This is a genomic window from Vibrio sp. A1-b2, from assembly GCF_021726015.1.
In the GTDB taxonomy this organism is placed as follows: Bacteria; Pseudomonadota; Gammaproteobacteria; order Enterobacterales; family Vibrionaceae; genus Vibrio; species Vibrio diazotrophicus.
On record NZ_JAKKCI010000013.1, the window covers coordinates 1 to 21,988 of the forward strand.

A 21,988-nucleotide genomic window follows, 5' to 3' on the forward strand; every position below is an offset into this window, starting at 1 on the left:
TTGCTTGGCGACCATAGCGATTTGGACCCACCTGATTCCATGCCGAACTCAGAAGTGAAACGAATTAGCGCCGATGGTAGTGTGGGGTCTCCCCATGTGAGAGTAGGACATCGCCAGGCTTTTATTTTCTTTCACTTTTTTTAAAAGTGAAGATAAAAAGGTAAGGTTACTTGTAGTAACGAGTAACAAACATCATCAGTGTACTAATCTGACGATGACAATTTGTGGAGAGATGGCTGAGTGGTTGAAAGCACCGGTCTTGAAAACCGGCGTACGTTAATAGCGTACCTAGGGTTCAAATCCCTATCTCTCCGCCACATTGCAAAGCCCGCTAGAAATAGCGGGCTTTTTGCTGTCTGTACCTTTTCTAAAACCATCGTGAAAAGATTAATAAAACTTAATCTGCACACAACCACCGCTTAATCATCCTGCTCGTATCCTCTCTTAACAATTAAACGCAAGAGGATAAAACGTGAACATTTTAGGATACTTACAAAAAATCGGTAAAGCACTGATGGTGCCTATTGCCGTGCTGCCTGCCGGTGGTTTGATGCTTGGCCTTGGCTACGCTTTAGACCCATCAGGATGGGGGGCGAATAACCCATTGGCTGCTGTACTGGTTTACGGTGGTAAAGGGATTATGGATAACCAAGCTTGGTTGTTTGCGGTTGGCGTCGCTTATGGATTAGCGAAAGATAATAACGGTGCCGCCGCGCTATCTGGATTACTTGGTCTGCTAATTGTCGAGATGATTGTCGGAAATCCTGCCGTGATTTCTCAGATCACCGGAGTGCCTGTCGCTGATATGAGTTCTTCGGAACTGATTGCGTCCGCGGCTGCTGTTAGTGCATTTACCGGTATCATGATGGGGATAGTGGCTGCCACTCTTTATAACCGTTTCCACACTATCAAACTGCCTGCTGCATTAGGTTTCTTTGGTGGTAAACGTTTCGTGCCCATAGTGACTTCACTGGCTTCTATTCTGATCAGTGTTGTAATGGTTTACGTATGGCCTGCAGTTTATGGCTCCTTAGTTAACTTTGGCGTTTCTATTTCTGAAATGGGCGCAGCTGGTGCTGGCATATACGGTTTCTTCAACCGTCTTCTTATTCCCGTTGGTTTACATCATGCACTGAATCAGGTGTTCATCTTTGACCTTGTCGGTATTAACGACATTTCTAAGTTCTGGTCTGGGACTGGCGAATTAGGCGTCACAGGTATGTACCAAGCGGGCTTCTTCCCATTTATGGGATATGGTTTACCTGCTGCATGTTTGGCTATGTATCACTGTGCTAAGCCTGAGAACAAGAAAAGAGTTGGCGGCATTCTTGGGGCGTCAGCACTGACCGCAATATTAACCGGCGTTACTGAACCTATTGAGTTTGCATTTATGTTTGTGGCGCCAGCTTTATATGTTGTTCATGCTTTGCTTGCCGCGCTATCCCTTTATATCGCCGCGAGTATGCAGTGGTTTGCGGGTTTCACTTTCAGCGGTGGTTTAATCGACTTCATTCTGTCTTTCAATTTGCCTCTCGCAATCAAACCATACATGTTGATCCTACAAGGGTTTGCCTTCGCGGTTATCTACTACAGCGTGTTCCGATTCGCTATCGTTAAGTTTGATTTGAAAACACCGGGACGCGAAGATGCAGAGGTTGCTGAAGATAACGAAACGACAACCAATGAGAAAGCTGCTCAGTATCTGAAAGCGTTGGGAGGTCATAGTAATCTTACTTCTATCGATTCATGTATTACGCGCCTTCGCTTAACGTTGAAAGACATTTCCATTGTTGATGAGCGTACGCTTAAAGCCATAGGGGCGATGGGCGTAGTGAAGATAGGTGCGAATAACTTGCAGGTAATTATTGGAACAGAAGCCGAAGAAGTGGCTCACTCGATGAAGCTTATTCCAGAGACACAAGATCTATCGGATGTAGTGGTTCCTAACTTCTCTGCTTAACTGGATATCAAATTAAGACAAAGGCTAAGCGGTGACTTAGCCTTTTTTATGTGGATTAATTATCAAAATATAGCCGTGCACGTAGACCCGGATTGTTGTCACGCAAGAACAGGTGTGCGTTATGCAGATTAACGACCGCATCAACCAGAGATAACCCTAGACCATTGCCTGCTTCAGAACGGCTTTGGTCAGCCCGATACATAGGGCGGCAAACATACATTTTGTCGTAGTCGGAAATACCAATTCCAGTATCGGCGATGACAACACCATAGCAGTCAGCAACGATATCAATCGATCCACCGCTTGGAGTGTATTTCACTGCATTTTCCAGCAGGTTAAATACGGCTCTAAACAGCAGCGAGCGATCTCCGGTAACCTCGCAAAGGGTGTCTTTCCTGAAGGTTAAGCGTTGTTGTTTCGCTTCAGCTACTGGGGCTATGAACTCTATGGCGTCTTGAGTTACTTTGCCTAAATCGATGGATTCTTTACTGATATTGATTTGGCCGCTGTTCAGTTTGGCAATTTCAAGCATGCTATTGAACAGTGACAGGATGAGTTCCAACTCATCATAGCAAGCGGAAATACTCGCTCTTTGAGAGAGCGATAGCTTGTCTTGATCTAGAATGTCTTCGAGACGCAGTTTAAGCCTCGCCATCGGTGTTCTCATATCGTGAGCTAAACCTGTGGTCAGAGATTTAAGGCTAGATTCGTTCTTGGCCATTTGTTCAATCATGAAGTTGAGATGAATGGCTAAAATATCAAATTCATCATCCTGCCGAGAAACCGCTATTTTGACGTTATGCTCTCCGCACAGAACGCGATTCATAGCGTGATTTACTTTTTCCAACCGCTTGAGAATAAGTACAGTGAAAAACAGTGCAGATATAATCATGACGGCAACAGGAAGAATGATCCCAGAGAAGACAATCGGAATGAGGGATTTTCGATATTCTTCAACTGCGGTTTTATTTACACCGATCTCCAGCTTGAGGTTGTTACCGACCAGAATGTTATGCATGTTTCTTTGCAAATCGATTGGGTAGTAAGAGTGTGGCAAGTCGGTTTCGTCAGTTTCAATCAGGTTGTAGTAGAAAGGAGTTGTGGCGGATCGCTTGGTTTCTAAAAGTTGTCTTACATCTTCCGTGCTCTGCTGTGCTGCAAAGTTGAACTCCAAAATCTCTTCATTGAGTTGTCTGGCGAGTTGTTGGCGGTGGAAATTATCTGAATCTCTGTAGACTTGGTGTATCACTATGATGTTGATGAGAGTCACGAGTAAAAACAGACTTACCAATGTTTTAAATACGGATGAACGAGTTAATGCATAGTCATCGACGAAGGACATACCCGACACCTCTCACCGTATGTAACAGCCCTGAACATCCGGCATCTTCCAGCTTGCGGCGTAGGTTCGCTACATGCACATCAATGACGTTGGTTCTAGGATCAAAATGATAGCTCCAGATATTTTCGAACAGACGCATGCGCGATACCACTTGCTCACTATGTTCTACAAAGTATTGAATAAGTTGGAACTCTTTCGGCTGAAGAATGATTTCCTGCTGATTGCAGGTCACTTTGTGTGCTTTGAGATCGACTTGTAAACAGTGGTAATTAAGGACGTGTTGAGTAGTTTGGGGTCTATGTGTGCGGTTGATAATGATGTCGACTCTTGCAATAAGCTCTGCCAATGCAAACGGTTTAATCAAGTAGTCGTCGCTACCCGCTTGCAAACCATCGACGCGGTCATTGACGCTATCCATTGCACTTAATATCAGTATAGGAAGCTGCTCTTCAGCGGCTTTAATCGCGGCCAGCACTTTCATTCCATCAAGGTAGGGCAACATTCTGTCTAGGATGATCAGTTGGTATTCAGAACTTAGCGCCATCATCAGCCCTTTCTTACCATCTTCTGCTTGGTCAACAACATAGCCGTGTTCCGTTAGCCCTTTACTGACAAACTCTCGGGTTGTGCTGTCATCTTCAATGATGAGTATTTTCATAGGATGTCCTTTTTGATTGGTACTTTACTGGTGAAAGCAAGTAGGAAGGGAATGAAAAAAGTAGGCTCGCGTGACTAATGCGAGCCAATACGATTTAGGGGGTAAATCGTTAAACATTGCAGCTTTGTATATAGGTTGTCGTGCAGATTGTATGTGAACCTATATTGAGCAGGCCTTTTGGAAAGATTAAAGATAGTTAATGAAACCGTGTTAACTTCGGTGTGCGAATTTACCCGTTTTAATACTGGCAGCTCTACGTTTAGTGCATGTCTTTATTGAGAAATAAATGTTCCTTCAGCCAGTTCCCATAATGCTCTAACCAATGGGTTATCCAGCTGTGAGCGTCGGCAACAAACCCCGAGTTGAAAGGGTTTAATCGGGGAGTAGGACAGGCGTTGTATACTGTCTCGCACAGGGCTGTTGTTAATTACGACATCGGGTGCGATTCCGACACCACAACCGAGTGCTACCATACTGACGATCGCTTCATGACCAGCAATCTGTGCATAGATGCTCGGTTTGATTTTCATTTTCTTGAACCAAGTATTGGCACGATCGCGGGCGGTTCCTGATTCGGGAACAATAAAAGGAATCTGGTTCCAGTCAGGTTTTTCTTTATGCAGCTCTTCAACCCAACTGCTAATTCCTATCGGCGCAATTACTGAAAGTGGTATTTCACTGATGGTGGTGAACTCAACTTTAGACGGTAAGCTCTCAGGCATGGCGGAAATTGCGATATCTGCCTCATCATTTAAAATCTTATCGATTGCCTGAGCAGGATCACCGGTAAGCAACTTAAATTCGATGAATGGATGCTTAAGTCTGAATGCACTCAGTAGCTGCGGAAGATGGCTGTAGCTTGCGGTTACTGAACAAAAGAGGCGAATTTCACCTTTGAGTTCATGATCTTGTGCGTTGATTTGAGACTGAAATTGCGTCCAGTCGTGAACCATTTTTATAGCAACTGGTAATAACTTTTCCCCCGCTGGAGTCAGCTCTACACTACGGTTATCGCGAATAAACAGCGGGTGACCAATCTCATCTTCCAACTTCTGTATTTGACGGCTCAAAGCGGAAGGGCTGACATGCATGGATGTGGCCGACTTGCTGAAATTCTTGCTGTCGCAGATATTGAGAAACAATTTGATGGTTTTGATATTCATGAACTTTTCCACGTTGCATTTATTGCAATAACTAATTGTGAATATATCACTTTCAGCAATTAAATGTCTGCTTTAGTATGAACTCATTCGGTGCAGAGCCACCGACCCTACGGAAAGATAATTACAGGAGCACCACAATGGCTAACTATTTCAATACCCTAAATCTACGTGAACAATTGGACCAACTAGGCCGCTGTCGTTTCATGGATCGTGAAGAGTTTGCGACAGAAGCGGATTACCTGAAAGGTAAGAAAGTTGTCATCGTAGGTTGTGGTGCTCAAGGTCTTAACCAAGGTCTGAACATGCGTGATTCAGGTCTAGATGTTTCTTACGCACTTCGCCAGGCAGCAATTGACGAAAAACGTCAGTCTTACAAAAATGCAAAAGACAACGGTTTCAACGTAGGCAGCTACGAAGATCTTATTCCTCAAGCAGACCTAGTAGTAAACCTAACTCCTGATAAACAACACACAAACGTTGTTGAAACAGTAATGCCTCTAATGAAAGAAGGCGCTGCACTAGGTTACTCACACGGCTTCAACATCGTTGAAGAAGGTATGCAAATTCGTAAAGACATTACTGTTGTAATGGTTGCGCCTAAGTGTCCGGGTACTGAAGTACGTGAAGAATACAAACGTGGTTTCGGTGTTCCTACTCTTATCGCTGTTCACCCAGAAAATGACCCTAAAGGTGAAGGTTGGGATATCGCTAAAGCTTGGGCTGCAGCAACTGGTGGTCACCGTGCAGGCTGTCTAGAGTCTTCATTCGTAGCAGAAGTAAAATCTGACCTAATGGGTGAGCAAACTATCCTATGTGGTATGTTGCAAGCGGGTTCTATCGTTTGTTACGAGAAAATGGTTGCTGAAGGTATCGATGCAGGCTACGCAGGTCGTCTACTTCAATACGGTTGGGAAACCATTACAGAAGCATTGAAGTTCGGTGGCATCACTCACATGATGGACCGTCTGTCTAACCCAGCGAAAATCAAAGCATTCGAGCTTTCTGAAGAGCTAAAAGAGCTAATGCGTCCACTGTACAACAAGCACATGGATGACATCATCTCTGGTCACTTCTCTAGCACTATGATGGCTGACTGGGCAAATGACGATGCGAACCTTCTAGGCTGGCGTGCAGAGACAGCAGAGACTGCATTCGAAAACTACCCAACATCAGACGCTAAGATCAGTGAGCAAGAGTTCTTTGATAACGGCATTCTAATGATTGCAATGGTTCGTGCTGGGGTTGAACTGGCATTCGAAGCAATGACTGCATCAGGCATTATCGACGAGTCAGCTTACTACGAATCACTACATGAGCTTCCACTGATTGCGAACACGGTTGCTCGTAAGCGTCTGTATGAAATGAACGTGGTTATTTCTGATACTGCGGAATACGGTAACTACCTATTCGCTAACGTTGCAACGCCTCTACTACGTGAGAAGTTCATGCCAAACGTAGGTACTGACGTAATCGGTAAAGGCTTAGGCGAAACGTCTAACCAAGTAGATAACGCGAAACTTATCGAAGTGAACAGCATCATCCGTAACCACCCAGTGGAATACATCGGTGAAGAGCTACGTGGCTACATGAAAGACATGAAGCGCATCGCGGTTGGTGACTAATAGAAAATAAATGCCAGCCAAACACTAAAATTTCAAAGGCTGGCATAGCGTTACCGCAATAAATATAAAAGCAAACACAACAAGAACAAAAAGGGCTGAGTCGTGAGATTCAGCCCTTTTACTATTTATCGAATTATCGAACATTGAAATTATCGATGAATAGAATTATTTATCAGCCAGTTTGCTTTCCAGCTCTGCTAGCTTTTGTTCCATCTCAGTCAGCTTCTGACGAGTGCGAAGCAGCACTTGAGTTTGTACATCAAACTCTTCACGGCTCACTACATCCAGTTTGTTAAGCTGGCCTTGAATTACTTGGCGAACTTTCTGTTCCACATCCGCACCCAGCTCTTTGACCGGTTGAGGCATTGATTCGTGAATTTGCTTAGCAATTTGCTCGAGTTTCTTTGGGTCAAACATCGGGTTTCTCTCCTATCTTTCTGGTGAACATTCTATTCAATTCGCACCAGAAAGTCGTTAATTGCTGCAATAAAAAAGGCCACAGATGTGACCTTTTGTGATTATGAGAACATGAAGTTATTCATGACTCGCTTGTTGCTCTTTGTCAAAACGCGCCAGAGCTTCGAGTTCTTTTGCTTCGACAAACACTGGTAGTGGTTTGTGTTTTTCTGCTAGGTAGCTGTAGATCACGGGCAATACGAACAGTGTGAACAGCGTACCAATAGAAAGACCAGCGACGATAACAATACCGATACTGAAGCGTTGAGCCGCACCTGCACCGGTTGCGTACATCAGCGGGATCAAACCTGCAATCATCGCTGCGGTTGTCATCAGAATCGGGCGAAGACGAACTTTCGCTGCTTCAGTAACAGCTTCAATACGGGATTTCTTATTATGAAGCTGTTCTTCTTTTGCAACTTCACAAATCAGAATACCGTGTTTGGTGATCAGGCCAACCAGAGTAATCAAACCTACCTGAGAGTAGATGTTCATGGTTGATGCACCCCAAGCCAGCGTAATCAGCGCACCACAAATCGCCAGAGGTACCGATACCATGATGACCAGTGGATCTTTCAATGATTCAAACTGAATAGCGAGAACCAAGAAGATGATAGCTAGAGCTAAAGCGAATGTAGCGTAAAGCGCATTACCTTCGGTAACGTACTGACGAGCTTCACCCATGTAGTCATGGTTATATCCGCTAGGAAGCTTCGTTTTTGCAACATTCTCAAACCAGCTGATTGCATCACCCATTGCGGTACCTGGCGATGGCACTGCGCCAATGGTGGCGGAGTTTAACTGGTTGAAGTGTGGCAGTGAACGAGGTTCTGCGACAACATCAATACTGATCAAGCTACCTAGCGGCACCGCTTTACCATCAGTCGCGCGAACGAAGTAGTTCTTCATCGACTCAGGGTTTAGACGATATTTGCGCTCCACTTGTGGGATAACTTCATAAGAGCGTCCATCTAGGTCAATTCGGTTCACATAGCCGTCCGCCATCATGGTACCCAGTGTGGTACCAATGTCTTGCATGGTTACGCCATAAGCACCTGCTTTGTCTTTATCAATATTGATTTTCATTGTTGCGGAGTCGTAATTCAGATCCAAATCTGAATAAACAAACAACGGGCTCAATTTAACGTCGGTCAATATTTCAGTGGCGATGGTAAACAGACTTTCGAAACTGTTTGGTGTCGTCAAAACAAACTGGATTGGCAGACCAGAACCTGCACCCGGCAGTTCAGGCATTTGGAACGCAGTCACAGCCATACCCGGAATGTTTTGGATTAACGTACCCACTCGGTTAGTCACTTCAGCTTGGCTTGCTTCTCGCTCGCTCCAAGGCACCATAGATGCGATACCAAACGCTTGGTTTGAGTTTGGAACACCGGTAAACACCTGAGCAAACTGAACTTCTTTCTGCTCTGACAGAATCTTATTCACGTCATTCATTGTATTTTGCAGATAGTCCAAGTTCGCATTTGACGAGCCAGTACCCATCAGTACCACAACACCTTTATCTTCTGATGGCGCAAGTTCACTTGGGATAAACTTAAACAGCATTGGTAAGCTTGCAAACACGATGAAAGCAAATGCAATGATGACTGGACGACGTTGCATCACAGCGTCCAGCATTCGAGCGTATCTCTCTGTCATCCCGTCTAGGATATGGTGAACCTTTTGCTCAAATTTGCTTGGCTCTGCATTTGCTTTCAGCATTTTTGAACACATCATTGGCGACAGTGTTAAGGCGACTACACCTGAAACAAATACCGCCCCCGCAAGCGTCAAAGCAAACTCTTTAAACAAAGAACCGGTGATTCCACCCATCATGGCGATAGGAGCGTATACCGCGCCTAGAGTTAACGTCATCGCGATAACAGGCACTGCGATTTCTCGTGTTCCAATAATCGCAGCACGGAATGGTGTCTCGCCAAGCTTGATGTGACGGTCAACGTTTTCCAACACAACAATCGCATCATCTACAACCAGACCGATGGCCAGTACCATTGCCAGCAAGGTCATCAGGTTCCATGAGAAGCCCATTGATTGCATTACCATCGCAACACCGATCAGTGACAGCGGGATCGTTACAATAGGAATCAGTACTGCACGGAATGAGCCAAGGAATAATGTAATGACGATCAGTACAATTAACGCCGCTTCTAAGATGGTTTTAATTACCTCTTGAATCGACTCATTAATTGCGATGGTAGAGTCATACATCACATTCATTTCAATGGTGCTAGGTAAGTTGCTCTGTAGCTGAGGCAAAAGTTCTAACACATCAGCGGCAATATTAATTGGGTTCGCGCTTGGCGCTGCGTTAATAGCAGCAACGACCGCTTCGCGTCCATTAGCACTTGCACGATAAACATCGTGACTTTTTTCCAAAGAGACTTTAGCTACATCGCTCAAACGGATGACAGAACCTTCGCCCGTTTTAACAACCAGGTTCTTAAGTTCATCCACGTTCGATACTTGTGTATCCGCACTACCGTTATAGAGGACGAACTCACCCGTTGCTTGACCAGTTGCTGATTGGTAGTTATTGGCATTCAATACACCCATAATATCGCTAGCAGTCAGGTTCAGTGCCGCCATTTTGGCAGGGTCAAGCCAAACGCGTAGCGCGTATTTCATACCACCATATAAGTCGACTTTGGATACACCGTTTACGGTAAATAGCTGCGGGTTGATTACACGTTCCAGATAGTCAGTGATCTGACTAGATGCCAATTCGTCACTGGTAAAACCGATATATAAAACAGCTGTCGTTGAACCGGTCGACATGGTTACAGACGGATCTTCTGCTTCCTTCGGTAGTTGCGAACGAACAGAGTTGGTTTTTGCCAATATGTCCGATAGAGCAGCATTTGGGTCAGTATTAAGCTTCATCATCACCGTAATAGTGGATTTACCTAATACGGATGATGATGTCATATAGTCAATGTTGTCAGCCTGAGCGATGGCTTGCTCCAAAGGTTGAGTAATAAAACCTTGGATTAAGTCGGCACTGGCACCGTAGTAACTGGTTGAAACCGTTACTACTGTGTTCGTCATTTCCGGATATTCACTCACCTGCATTTTGAACACCGCTTGTAAACCAAGCAAAGCGATCAAAACGCTGATTGATATCGCGAGAACTGGACGTTTTATAAAAACATCAGTAAAGCGCATGAGTCCTCCAATTACAGCATCGGTGTTTGAGCTGGTGGAGTAGTTGCACTGCTTTCTACTACACGAACTTTCGAATTGTTACTTAGACGAACTTGTCCTGAGGTGATTACAACATCACCAATCTCTAAACCATTAAGGACATGAGCATCCGCTCCTTTACGTTCGCCAACTTTTACGACGCGCTGCTCTACACGATCAACACCATCCACCTTTTTCATGACATAGATACTATCGCCATACAGGGTAAAGGTAATCGCAGTTTGCGGAACAATTACTTGGTCAACCAACTTCGGTAAGATGATATTCGCTCGAGCAAACATACCACTACGAAGAAGACCATCGTTGTTTGGGATATCTGCTTGAACTTGAATCAAGCCACTCTGCACACTGACAGCGGGTTCAATGGCTGTAATTGAACCGGTAAATGAAGTTTCTGGGTAAGAATCAACGAAAATATTAACCTCTTGACCTAGCGAGATGCGTGAAATATCGGTTTGTGAAATCGTAAAACGCAGACGCATTACGCTGGTATCTTCCAAACGTACAATGTCTGTGCCCGGTTGAAGGTATTGACCTAGGTAAACATTACGGATACCCACTACGCCAGCAAATGGCGCTTTGATTTCACGACGTTCAATCGCTGCTTTGAGGCTTTCGATATCCGCAGACAGAGACAAATAGTTCGCTTCGGCTTCATCGTAAGACTCTTTTGAAATTGAGCCTTTGGTGTAAAGACCTTTATAGCGTTTGTATTTTGCTTCAGCGGCAGGTAGGCGAGCCTGAGTACTTTTTAGGTTGGCAATTTCTACTTTTGAATCCAACAATACCAAAGGTTGCTCTGCAGATACCTGAGTACCTGATTCAAACGTAATCTTGTCAATCACTCCACTAGTTTCAGAGGTTAACGTGACACCTTGGTTTGGTTCAATAAAGCCAATAGCTTCAATCACTGGTGTCCAGTCATTGGCTGTTACTTCAGTGACAGTAACAGGAAACTCTGGTTCAGGACGGTTTGCCATATACTCGGCGATTTTCTGTTGCTTGAATAAATTGAAACCAATCACGCTGCCAAAAAGTAGCACAGCGATCAGTAACATAAAAAAGGTCCACTTTTTCATTTGGCTCAGAGCTCCAAGTTCGTGTTGGATTGATATTTAGTTACTTTAAATCAAGCCATTAAACACGTTTGCTAACGAGTAAACCCGAGAAGAGGATTCTGCTCGGGAAAAGATAATTTCATAAGTTGGCGGTATTATGCGCAACGAAGCATCTATTTTGCAATACACTTGTGCAATAAAATGATAAATAGTTACACTTTTAACTTAGTTGGAATTGATCGCTTATGCGGATTATCATAAGCGGCCTTTATTTATTGACTCGAGAACACTATGAAGCTGAACCCTAGACAAGACGAAGCCGTAAAGTATGTATCTGGCCCATGCTTGGTTTTAGCGGGTGCTGGTTCGGGTAAAACTCGTGTAATCACTAACAAAATAGCCTATTTAGTTCAGCAGTGTGGTTATAAAGCGCGCAATATTGCAGCGGTAACGTTTACCAATAAAGCGGCGCGTGAAATGAAAGAGCGTGTTGGACAGACTTTAGGACGCCAAGAATCCAGAGGTTTGATGGTTTCCACCTTCCATACCTTAGGTTTGAATATCATTCGTCGTGAGTTTAAGCACCTTGGTTTAAAAGCGGGTTTCTCTCTGTTTGACGATCAAGATCAGTTGGCGTTGCTAAAAGAGTTAACGGAAAAGCAGTTAGATGGCGACAAAGACTTGCTGCGCCAGTTGATGAGTACCATATCCAATTGGAAAAATGACATGATTACGCCTGAGCACGCCAAAGCGATTGCTCAAGGTGAACAAATGCAGTTGTTTGCTTTCTGTTTTGAAATGTATCAAACCCAGATGCGCGCTTATAACGCATTGGATTTTGATGATTTGATTCTCATGCCTGTAATGCTTTTGCGTGGCAATGAAGAAGTTCGCCAACGCTGGCAAAATCGTATTCGATATCTATTGGTCGATGAATACCAAGATACCAACTCCAGTCAGTATGAACTGGTAAAACTGCTGGTGGGTGAACGAGCACGTCTCACCGTCGTTGGCGATGATGATCAGTCCATCTATTCATGGCGTGGAGCGAAACCACAGAACTTGGTGTTGCTTGGCCAAGATTTTCCCAATTTAAAACTGATTAAGTTGGAGCAGAATTACCGCTCTACCAGCCGTATTCTTCGTGCAGCTAACATCCTGATTGCGAACAACCCGCACGTGTATGAAAAATCGCTGTTCTCAGAGATCCCTGATGGGGAAAAGCTCAAAGTCATCTTAGCGAAAAACGATGAACATGAAGCTGAACGTGTAACCGCAGAAATCATTGCTCATAAGTTTCTTAATAGAACCGAATACAGAGATTATTCAATTTTGTATCGCGGTAACCACCAGTCCCGATTGATTGAAAAGTATCTGACGCAAAACCGGGTTCCGTACAAAATCTCCGGTGGCACGTCGTTTTTCGCTCGTGCTGAAATCAAAGACATCATGGCTTATCTGCGAGTGTTGGTGAATCCAGATGATGACAATGCGTTCTTACGCATCGTCAATACACCTCGCAGAGAGATAGGCCCTGTCACACTGGAAAAGCTGGGCAGCTATGCCAATATGCGAGGAAAAAGCTTGTTTGAAGCGAGCTTTGAACTGGGTTTAGAACAGCATTTATCGGGAAGAGGTCTTGAGAACTTACAGCGTTTTACTCAGTGGTTGGTCGCGATCGCTGATAATGCGGAACGTGGTAATACGGTTGAAGCAGTACGTTCACTGGTTCGCGATATCAACTACGAAGACTGGTTGTATGAAACCTCATCAAGCCCTAAAGCGGCAGAGATGCGAATGAAGAACGTCTCTGATCTTTACTCTTGGATTGTTGCCGACTTAGAAGGTGATAATCCAGATAAAGAAGAGAAAACACTGAAAGAAGTGGTTCAACGATTGACCCTACGTGACATGATGGAACGTGGGGAAGACAATGATGATAGTGATGCTGTGCAGCTGATGACTTTGCATGCGTCGAAAGGTCTTGAATTTCCGTACGTTTACTTGCTCGGTTCTGAAGAAGGTATTCTGCCGCATCAAACCAGCATTGATGAAGACAATGTAGAAGAAGAACGTCGCTTAATGTACGTAGGTATCACACGTGCGCAGCGGGAACTGACTTTTATTATGTGTAAAGAGCGCCGCCAGTTCGGTGAACTGATAAAGCCGACACAAAGCCGATTCTTGGATGAACTTCCGTTTGATGATGTGGAATGGGAAAGTCAGAAAAAACCACAAACGGCAGAAGAGCGTATGGCGAAAGGGCAGGCGCACATTGCTAATTTAAGGGCAATGTTTAAGAAATAGTTTAACGCCCAGAGTGATTTTGGGCGTTATATACTCTCCCTACTTGAAGCTACAGCGGTGTTGGCTACGTTTCCTCACCCCAATCACATAATTTATCTATGCTCATGGGAACTTACTCACTTGCCACCTAACTGCAACTTCAGTAGCTTGGGCATAGTTTTAAGGCTTTGGGATCTCGCGAACTAACCTTAGTAGCCCCGTTGACTGCAAGAACGGAGTATTGTTGAAAGTGTTACCCCACCCTTTAAAGTTAATGCTGTAATAAGTCTTATAATCTCTATGTATTAAAGGAGTATCGGAAAGCACAGTATAGTTTTTATATGCCTCTCCTTTGTATTTTGTGGCTGTTTCTATACGAGCGACTGTATCAATATCTTCAATAGCTCGCGCTTGTTCAAGAGCTGCTTCAATGACATCTTTACCGTCACCAGCGGGCCTTCCGCTTGTCAATTTCGTGATTTCTTCAGGATAAGCATTAATAGCGTAACTGAATATAGGATAGATAGCGGGATTACAGTTTTCGTTATAGATACTGAGGAGTTCTTTGATGTTGGGAAGCCGCCAAGACTGATTTCGTGCATCTAAGCTTTGATTCTCCTGTTGTACTTGTACCATCGTCAACTGACGTACATCAACATAACCTTTAGTTTTAAAACCGTATGGTACAGTTGGCTGCCCAGTGCATTCTAATTGGTTTCCATCAAGTTGTTGGCCTACAAAGCAATAGCTCCATTGCAATCCGGTGGCTGTATCATTCACGACTTTGTAATCACCCGCATCAGTGGCGATGATATGTTGGCTGAAGCGATTGTTCGGGTTTAAATTTGTCCCGGTTCTGCATTCTTGGTTACTTTCAGCCGCATGAGCTGAAGTGATTGTGATTACTAGGCTTAATGTTAAAAATTTCACGTGTTACTCCTTATTGTTGTTCAACATGAAAGCCATCGCTAACTAACATTAACGGCCGATAATGGTTGATATTGTTACTTACTGTATTTTGGTTTTGTAATGACAACGAAAGGTAACTTGTAGCGTCTAAACTCGGCGTGTCTAGCCACATCGCTTGTATGTATGGAAAATAATGATGGTCGATACCAGAAGACTCAGAGTTGAAATCCACTAAGGCAATCGCCTCATGTAAGGTCGGCATTCGCCAGTTATTTAATCCACAGCGCTCTACGCTATTAAATGTCTGAACTTGTTTCGTGACAGTACACTGGTTAGGGTCGGTCGAAATTTCATTGGTTTCATGTTTAGTACAGGTACCACCAAACTGAGTTACACCATTGGCAGGTTGAATGACAAACCTATTGTCACTGTCATAGATGGTAGGATCTTCGTCATCCCCGCGTTGGTGTTTGGTTTCCCATACAAGACCAGTATGGGCATCTAACACACAAGCAAAAGGCAAAATACTATGACTTAAATCCTGGCGAAGTATTGGTTTACCAGTACTGTCTAACTTGAGATAGCGAGCACCAAGTATACCATCATCATTGCTGTTTTCAGCTTTGCCTGTCAGTGGGTCACAAGTTGAGTTGCTATCTCTTCCGCGAGTACTATCATCGCCAGCTAAGCCTTGAAGAACTCTAGAATCTGCGACGTGAATATTACTCGGGGAGTAAGATAGTAGTGCACTTGGGCTGCCGGTATTGCTCTGTACTCGGATGTAATACTCTTTTGTGGAATCTAAGCCAGATACGGTTGCACGCATTCTTCCATATTCATTAATCGCCAATACGTTTTGCGCTTCAATAAGTTGCTCGAAACGGTTTTCTCCCCAGCCTAATGTATAGCTAGAGGCGCCTGCCTGTTCATCCCAGCCGATGGTAACCCAATGACCAGTTTCGTTCTGTCCTTTACCTTCGATTCTTAATCCAACGAGTTGATTGTCTTGCATTGTTTGTTGGCAAGTCACATCTATTGCCGAGACAGGATAAACTGTCACCCAACTTCCTGGCCGAATACCAGTCGGAAAGTAATACTGGTCGACTTCTGAATCACCTAATCGCTGAGTGATAGCTTGAATAATATGCGATATGTTTACGTCAGGGTTTGCTATTAGAACTTGGTTAATCGCGTAACGATTAGCGAACTTACTTTGCAGATCTTCTATTGAAGGTATTGAATTGTCTCGACTGAGACGGTAACCACCCAAAGTAATATCGATCAGTGTTAATAGATCTTCATATAATGATCCTAGTTCACCAACGTCGACGGTAGAGTCAAATAGTGAACCTTTTGCCTGTAAAGCTATAAATGCAGCTAATAGCTCCACTTGTTTACGCGGTAGTTGGTTGTATCTATCGATAATGCTTTGGTGCGTTAAGGGGATAATACTGCTAGGCCCCCCCCATGAAGAAAGTGATGATTTAAAAAGTAGTGCTGCTTGAGCGGTACTGATATACCCCACATTAAGCCTTTCAAACTCTTCATAGCTGAGTACGCCATTTTTATTGCCCTGAAGTTGGTCGATCTGAGCAATGTCGCAAAAAGATCCGAGAACAGATCGTAGTTCCACCCCCGTTTTTTCATCACGAATATGAATGGTTAAAGTGTCCTGCATTTCATCAAAGGTATGTTGATTTTTACCCAATAATCCCGGTTGGCAGTGCGTGTATAAGTTATCTATGTCGCGTAGGACGATCGTAGTGACAAAGTGATTTTCACCACTTAGGTTTAATTCTTTATGTCGTTGGTTTTCACTATCAATGAGGTCAATAGGTAGATGACGTTCTGGGGATGTACCTATTTCTTCCCATGCTGGTTTAGGGCGACTGCCTAATACGATACTCATTGAAGCTTGCTCGAGTTCTTGGGGAAAAAGGCCGCTGATCTTTAAGTAACGCTCCGGCGCTAGAGCTAAGATTGCTGGCTTTAATGGGTGAGTATGTCCAGAGTTTATCAAATCTTGTGTTTGGCTTTGATATAGATACGATTTCTGTGTATCCGGCGTAAGGACTTTGCTTAGCTCCAGATAAATAGGAGTCGACTGATGACTAGTTGCAAACTCATTTTGGTAGTGTTGCCATAACTCTAATGAAGAGTTTGAATCTGCCTCTTTTAATAGTTGTTCGCTAAGTTGTTCAAAGGTTTTATTTGATTTAGGCCACAAGGCATGCCTAATAGCGACTGGGAAGTCCCCCTTTGGGCTTTTGTCTATTGCATTTTGGTATTTGTCATAAGCACGGTTCATTGTATCTAGGCTAATCTCAACCTTTGCTTCATGACTGGTTGGGATGTCAAACATTCCAATCTCTCGTAGCATTTTGCTATTAACTGGAACGTTATAGTTTTGTGTAACCGTTTTAGATTCTATTTTCTCTACGAGTGCTCTTCCGTCAAACTGACGGAAGACAAGATCTGTCGTGTTGGGTTTCAGGAGCATTTGATAAAGAGCCGCTAACTCTAGAACGAGTTGTTGGGTATAGATTTGCTCATTATGAATAGCATTCGTTTGAATTACACTGAGGGCTAATGGACCTTGGGTTTTGGAATACCAAGCATTGTGATGGATCTCTTTAAGTTGTGCTGCATTGATGTTTACAACTTTTTGATCATTATTGGTGTTTAATGGACCATCGAGGTCAGCCCATTGCTCTGGTGTTAACTGTAAAGAGTATTCACCAAAAATTTTCCTGTCTTGGCTGTTAATGTGCGCGGTTATTTCCTGTATTTGACTCTGTGAAAGCTTGAGTTGCGATGCTTTACTGTTATTGGACAAATGTTGACGTACTGCTTGAGCTTTGGACTCATAAGGTAACTGATTGTAGTTACTTAATTTAGTGTTCAGTAGGTGTTTCGCTACAGCATGATAAGCCATGTTTACAGTATTGAGTGATAGTGTTGCTACCTCTTTCTCATCAATCATTCCATCGTCATTACTGTCTCTTTTTATCAGTTGTTCAAATGGGGCGACCTCTGTTTTGAAATAGGAGGACGACAGCGCATCAATCGCGTCTGAGAGTTGGCTCGCTGAGTTAGCTCTCTTATTGCCTTCGATGGTCACAGGGATGTTGGTCGGCCATTGAGATAGTTGGAACTTGTATTGATACATTCCCTCAGACATCAATTGTTGCCAAGAGTCGCATACTTGGCCTACACACACTTTAAATGCGTAGGTATCTTCTGCCTGACTACCCGAAACCATACCGGAAATCGTTAATGACTTTCTAGCTAACGGTGATAAGGCGGGAGAGGGAATTGTCCCATTATTATTGTCTGAAGTCGGGTCAGTTAAAGACGGCGGTTGAGAGCCTGAGTAGGGAGAGTCATTGTCTCCGTTATCAGGTGTAGAGCTGTTTACTCCATTAGTATTATCTCCACGTGATGGTGGATTTCTCCCATCCTCTTTCATGGGTTGATCACTACAACCTGCTAGCACAAAAACTATCGCACTGAAGGCAATAAGTTGTTTAAAGAGCATTATTAGTTCCTTTGCACAATTATGTAATTAACACGAGATGACGATGCTAAAAATGCGACTCGCCACAAAAATAATCATTCATTATTTCGTACTGTAAAAGATGTAAATATCGTATAAAAGGATAAATCTCGGTTATAAATCTTATATTTCGATATATTTTGGAGTTATTATATAAATGAGATTGATTTTTACAACGATATTGATAATAATTCTCAAATAAGTTGGTTTTAACAGTATAAATGTTGGGGGAATTGAACGGTGAATGACTTTATCACACTGATTAAGCGCTATTTTGATGATGAAAGTGGGGCTACAGCGATTGAGTATGGAATTCTGGCCGCAGGTTTGGCTGCTGGTATTTTGGCGATTTTTGGTTCAGATGGGCTTTTTATCACCGCTTTGAAAGATAAATTCCAAACTATTATTGATGGGATGAACATGGGTAGTGGTGGAGAGTGATTCTTATTTTTCATTGCAAATTATAACGGCGAGTGTGCTGGCTGTTATTGCTGTGAATGACGTGTTTAAGCGTGAGATACCTAATGTACTACTGCTGTTATTGATGGTTGTAATTAGTGTAAACACTCCGTTTTCTGTCTCCTCTTTGTTGGTTTTTCTATCCATTTTTGCATTTGGTATTTTCGCGTTTCACCATCGTTGGCTTGGTGCAGGGGATTCCAAGTTACTGGCCATATGTGCTTATGCTTCGTTAGAGCAGTGGTATTGGATGTTGATTACAACCGCTTTGTTGGGGGGAGTCCTAAGTGTCATTTATGTGGTTTTCAATCGAATGGTTAGGCATGGCGTAATAATCGGAACACCATCCCAAACATTGCCTTATGCAGTAGCAATAAGTGGGGCAGCCATGACAACCATCCACTACATGTAGCTCTTATTCATGAAGAAATTAGTTTTTATTTTACTCAGTGGAATCGTTCTGAGTGGGATGCTTGCATTGCTTTGGTTCAATACCGAACCCAAGAAAAAAGTAGAGACAACCATTGATGAGGTTGTGGAAGAAGCAGTGATTCCTAAAGTATTAGTAGCCAAATATCCGATTCAAGCGGGAGCGTTAATTCGTGCGAAAGATCTTCGTTGGGAATCTCTGACTTCAGATAAAGGAGCAGATCTCAACGAGGTTTTTCTAGAAGGTTTCATCCAGGCTGCTGATATCGAAGGAAGCTTGTTAACCCGTACCGTAAAAGCTAATCAACCCCTAATAATGTCGGATCTTATTCGCCCTGATCAGAGCCAGTATATGTCTGCAATGTTATCCCCCGGAATGCGAGCTGTAACGGTTGAAATGACACTGGCAGGAATGAACTACGACATGCTTCGTCCCGGAAATTTCGTCGACGTGATTTTGACCAGCGAAAACACCCATGCTTCAAATCAGGGGTTTGGTGAGATCAATAAACATGCAACCAGCGTGATATTACAAAATACGCGTTTATTGGCGATAAACGGCACGCTAACTCATCTTTTGGGTGGACCAAAGCAGCAGAAAGGAACTGAAGAACTTGCTGGGATGAGAGAGACACTTCCGGTCACATTTGAAGTGACTCCTGAAGGCGCGCAACGTCTGTTACTGGCAAAACAGCTTGGTAATCTTTCTTTGATACTGCGTGGTCACCTTGAGCAAGATGCTGCTCCGTCTGAAAGTCCGAAGACGTTATGGGATGAGCAACTGTCTGACAACCATCACCCTTCAGGTAAACCTGAACATTCTGTTCGGATTTTTGCTGGCGCAGAAGTTCGCACTCAAGAAAGAAGTACAACGAGATAAGTCATGATGCTTAGACATATTATTCTTTTAATCGCCTTGGTTGTGCCTTTCTCTACATTGGCAAATTCTGCGCAGAACTCACTTGATTTACACATTAATCAAAATCGCATCATATCCGTCAATGAGGATATTCAGGACATTTTTGTATCAGACCCGAGTGTATTGGTTGTCCATGCGCCTTCAAGTAGACATGTCATGTTGTCAGGTAAAGCTCTGGGCGAGACGGATGTTCTGTTGCTGGGTGGAGGCGCGAAAACTTTAGCGCATTACCAAGTCGCCGTTTCTGCTGATCTATCGGATTTGCAGCGCAGTGTTAGGCATGCGTTTCCAGAAGCGGATGTGCACTTTGCTTATAGCAAAGGGACGATCATTGTGATGGGGGAAGTTGCGAACGCTTTGCAAGCGCACGATATTCTTAGCCTTGCTTCAGGCTTTGCCAAAGGTCTACAGAATAAAGAACAGCAAGATTTAACCGCTGCTCCTCAACAGAGCAGTGCCGGTGGCCGTAGTGAAGGGGTAGCTAAACCTGGTGGTGGCATCGGTATGTATCCACTAGTGGTTAATCAGCTTAAAACATTGGGCAGTGCTCAGGTAAATATTTCCGTCAGAATTGTAGAAATGGAACGTTCGACCAGTGAGCAGTTAGGTTTACGCTGGAGCTCAATTGGCAATATGCGATGGGGAACTTGGGACACGTTACAAACGGCACTTGGTGTTACTCCCGGAAATAAATTCCCAACCAACACTTTGCCGACTGATGGGCAACACGGCTTGAATGTCATTATTGATGCGCTGGTGGAAAATAGCTTAGTTAATGTGTTGGCTGAACCTAACCTAACGGCTAAATCTGGTGAGGCCGCTACTTTCATGTCTGGTGGTGAATTCCCTTTCCCTGTTGATAACAGTGACGATGGCGTGAGCATCGAATTTAAACGATTTGGTATTTCTCTAGAACTGACACCGACGGTGCTAAGTAATAATCAGATTAGTTTAACGGTGGCTCCGGAAGTGTCTACTCTCAGCCGGGAGCACAGTGTTTCTATTGCCGGTGTTGAAGTTCCCGGTATTGAAAGCCGCAGAGCGACCACAACGATTGAGCTGGCCGACGGGCAAAGCTTCGCTCTGGCAGGGTTAGTGCGTACCTATCAGGATCACAAGATTGAGTCTTTACCATTTCTGGGCGAAATCCCGATTCTTGCTCCTTTCTTTAGCAGTAATAGTTTCAAAAATTCAGAGAGTGAGTTGGTCATCATTGCCACTGCTCGGCTGGTTGAACCTACCAGTGACCCGAGCGAGTTGACTACGCCGCTTGATCGCTTCCGTCCAGCTAACCGATTTGAACGACTGTTTCTGAGAGATATGGGGGACACCCATGATGACCGCACCCGTTTATTTGGCAACTACGGCTATAACTATTAACAGCAGGTAAATGATATGAGATTAGTTTTAACTGCGTTGGGCCTTCTTTTACTTATGGGGTGCCAGCATCCGTACGAATCAAAGCCACATACCCGCTTTCAGGATCAGCAAACGCTCGAAACAACAGTGAGTCGGCTAGAGCAAGATTTGCTAGCAGCTGTAGCACCTCTAAACCTGCGTGAAGAAGAAGGCTATCTCACCGTGTTGTTGGATGGTGGTCGTCTGGATTCAAAAACTCAACAACGTTTGAAATCACACCTGACGGAGCTCGTTGTTATGCCCGTAGACATTAGACATCAACCAAATGGTGCGAGTGTGGTTCATGCCGAAATAACAGTAGATCTGGAGCCAAATACCTGCCGTTTTAACCAGCAAGATCTGGTTGTTTCGACCTATGCCTGTCAGCAGTTGAGAAATCGCTATTTGAGTGTTGTGAATAAAAAAGCGTGGCATGAAGGAGAACAATATCAGCAGGGTACCAGTGCATTAACCACGGGGGCGGTGCAGCGTCTGTTTGGTAATCAGTTGAAGTCTGCAGAAAGACAGCCAGTGACAGGAGAATAGTG

At 43.9% G+C, this 21,988-nt stretch carries 16 protein-coding genes, 1 tRNA gene and 1 rRNA gene; 10 read left to right on the forward strand and 8 right to left on the reverse strand.

The window, feature by feature from the left end; all coding sequences use genetic code 11:
* Positions 1-3: 3 nt before the first annotated feature.
* The 3 genes from rrf (at position 4) to nagE (ending at position 1,960) form a co-directional block, all read left to right on the forward strand.
* A 5S ribosomal RNA gene (rrf, locus tag L3V23_RS19080) occupies positions 4-119 on the forward strand.
* 107 nt (positions 120-226) lie between these two features.
* Positions 227-317, forward strand: a tRNA-Ser gene (locus tag L3V23_RS19085).
* A gap of 155 nt (positions 318-472) precedes the next feature.
* Positions 473-1,960, forward strand: a complete 1,488-nt coding sequence (nagE, locus tag L3V23_RS19090) for an N-acetylglucosamine-specific PTS transporter subunit IIBC (protein ID WP_237292782.1) — start codon at positions 473-475, stop codon at positions 1,958-1,960.
* 55 nt (positions 1,961-2,015) lie between these two features.
* On the opposite strand, the gene L3V23_RS19095 is transcribed toward nagE, so the two are convergent.
* The 3 genes from L3V23_RS19095 to ilvY form a co-directional block, all read right to left on the reverse strand.
* A complete protein-coding gene (locus L3V23_RS19095; protein WP_102966912.1) occupies positions 2,016-3,302 on the reverse strand; it encodes a HAMP domain-containing sensor histidine kinase in 1,287 nt (428 codons plus the stop codon).
* Positions 3,286-3,960 (reverse strand): response regulator transcription factor, encoded by a 675-nt coding sequence (locus L3V23_RS19100; protein WP_042489826.1) that lies wholly within the window; start codon positions 3,958-3,960, stop codon positions 3,286-3,288. The genes L3V23_RS19095 and L3V23_RS19100 overlap by 17 nt, the downstream gene beginning before the upstream one ends.
* Before the next feature lie 272 nt (positions 3,961-4,232).
* A complete protein-coding gene (ilvY, locus tag L3V23_RS19105; protein ID WP_102954947.1) occupies positions 4,233-5,123 on the reverse strand; it encodes an HTH-type transcriptional activator IlvY in 891 nt (296 codons plus the stop codon).
* Between the two features lie 137 nt (positions 5,124-5,260).
* Here ilvY and ilvC point away from each other — a divergent pair, with 137 nt between their 5' ends.
* Positions 5,261-6,745 (forward strand): ketol-acid reductoisomerase, encoded by a 1,485-nt coding sequence (ilvC, locus tag L3V23_RS19110; protein WP_102954948.1) that lies wholly within the window; start codon positions 5,261-5,263, stop codon positions 6,743-6,745.
* 165 nt (positions 6,746-6,910) lie between these two features.
* On the opposite strand, the gene L3V23_RS19115 is transcribed toward ilvC, so the two are convergent.
* From L3V23_RS19115 to L3V23_RS19125, 3 genes are all read right to left on the reverse strand, one after another.
* Positions 6,911-7,162 (reverse strand): accessory factor UbiK family protein, encoded by a 252-nt coding sequence (locus L3V23_RS19115; RefSeq protein WP_042489818.1) that lies wholly within the window; start codon positions 7,160-7,162, stop codon positions 6,911-6,913.
* A gap of 117 nt (positions 7,163-7,279) precedes the next feature.
* Positions 7,280-10,387 (reverse strand): multidrug efflux RND transporter permease subunit, encoded by a 3,108-nt coding sequence (locus L3V23_RS19120; protein ID WP_237292783.1) that lies wholly within the window; start codon positions 10,385-10,387, stop codon positions 7,280-7,282.
* An 11-nt stretch (positions 10,388-10,398) separates the two neighbouring features.
* Positions 10,399-11,505, reverse strand: a complete 1,107-nt coding sequence (locus L3V23_RS19125) for an efflux RND transporter periplasmic adaptor subunit (protein ID WP_102964119.1) — start codon at positions 11,503-11,505, stop codon at positions 10,399-10,401.
* A gap of 270 nt (positions 11,506-11,775) precedes the next feature.
* Between L3V23_RS19125 and rep the strand changes: the two genes are divergently transcribed.
* On the forward strand, positions 11,776-13,791 hold the full coding sequence (gene rep, locus L3V23_RS19130) for a DNA helicase Rep (RefSeq protein ID WP_102954951.1): 2,016 nt from the start codon (positions 11,776-11,778) through the stop codon (positions 13,789-13,791).
* Between the two features lie 159 nt (positions 13,792-13,950).
* Here rep and L3V23_RS21445 read toward each other — a convergent pair whose 3' ends face one another.
* Both L3V23_RS21445 and L3V23_RS19140 read right to left on the reverse strand, forming a co-directional pair.
* Positions 13,951-14,700, reverse strand: a complete 750-nt coding sequence (locus L3V23_RS21445; RefSeq protein ID WP_237292784.1) for a DUF1566 domain-containing protein — start codon at positions 14,698-14,700, stop codon at positions 13,951-13,953.
* 10 nt (positions 14,701-14,710) lie between these two features.
* Positions 14,711-18,217: a DUF1566 domain-containing protein gene (locus L3V23_RS19140; protein WP_237292785.1), complete on the reverse strand. Its 3,507-nt coding sequence runs from the start codon at positions 18,215-18,217 to the stop codon at positions 14,711-14,713.
* A gap of 258 nt (positions 18,218-18,475) precedes the next feature.
* Here L3V23_RS19140 and L3V23_RS19145 point away from each other — a divergent pair, with 258 nt between their 5' ends.
* From L3V23_RS19145 to L3V23_RS19165, 5 genes are read left to right on the forward strand one after another with little or no spacing between them, the layout of a single operon-like run.
* Positions 18,476-18,676, forward strand: coding sequence for a Flp family type IVb pilin (locus L3V23_RS19145; RefSeq protein WP_237292787.1), 201 nt, complete (start codon positions 18,476-18,478; stop codon positions 18,674-18,676).
* A gap of 13 nt (positions 18,677-18,689) precedes the next feature.
* Entirely contained in the window at positions 18,690-19,106 is a 417-nt protein-coding gene (locus L3V23_RS19150; RefSeq protein WP_237292789.1) for a prepilin peptidase, read from the forward strand.
* Positions 19,107-19,115: 9 nt separating this feature from the next.
* The gene (gene cpaB, locus L3V23_RS19155) at positions 19,116-20,003 is read left to right on the forward strand and encodes a Flp pilus assembly protein CpaB (RefSeq protein ID WP_237292791.1); all 888 of its coding nucleotides are present in this window, start codon (positions 19,116-19,118) and stop codon (positions 20,001-20,003) included.
* 3 nt (positions 20,004-20,006) lie between these two features.
* Entirely contained in the window at positions 20,007-21,422 is a 1,416-nt protein-coding gene (locus tag L3V23_RS19160; protein WP_276573994.1) for a type II and III secretion system protein family protein, read from the forward strand.
* Between the two features lie 15 nt (positions 21,423-21,437).
* Positions 21,438-21,986 (forward strand): pilus assembly protein FlpD, encoded by a 549-nt coding sequence (locus L3V23_RS19165; RefSeq protein WP_102966916.1) that lies wholly within the window; start codon positions 21,438-21,440, stop codon positions 21,984-21,986.
* Positions 21,987-21,988: the final 2 nt, after the last annotated feature.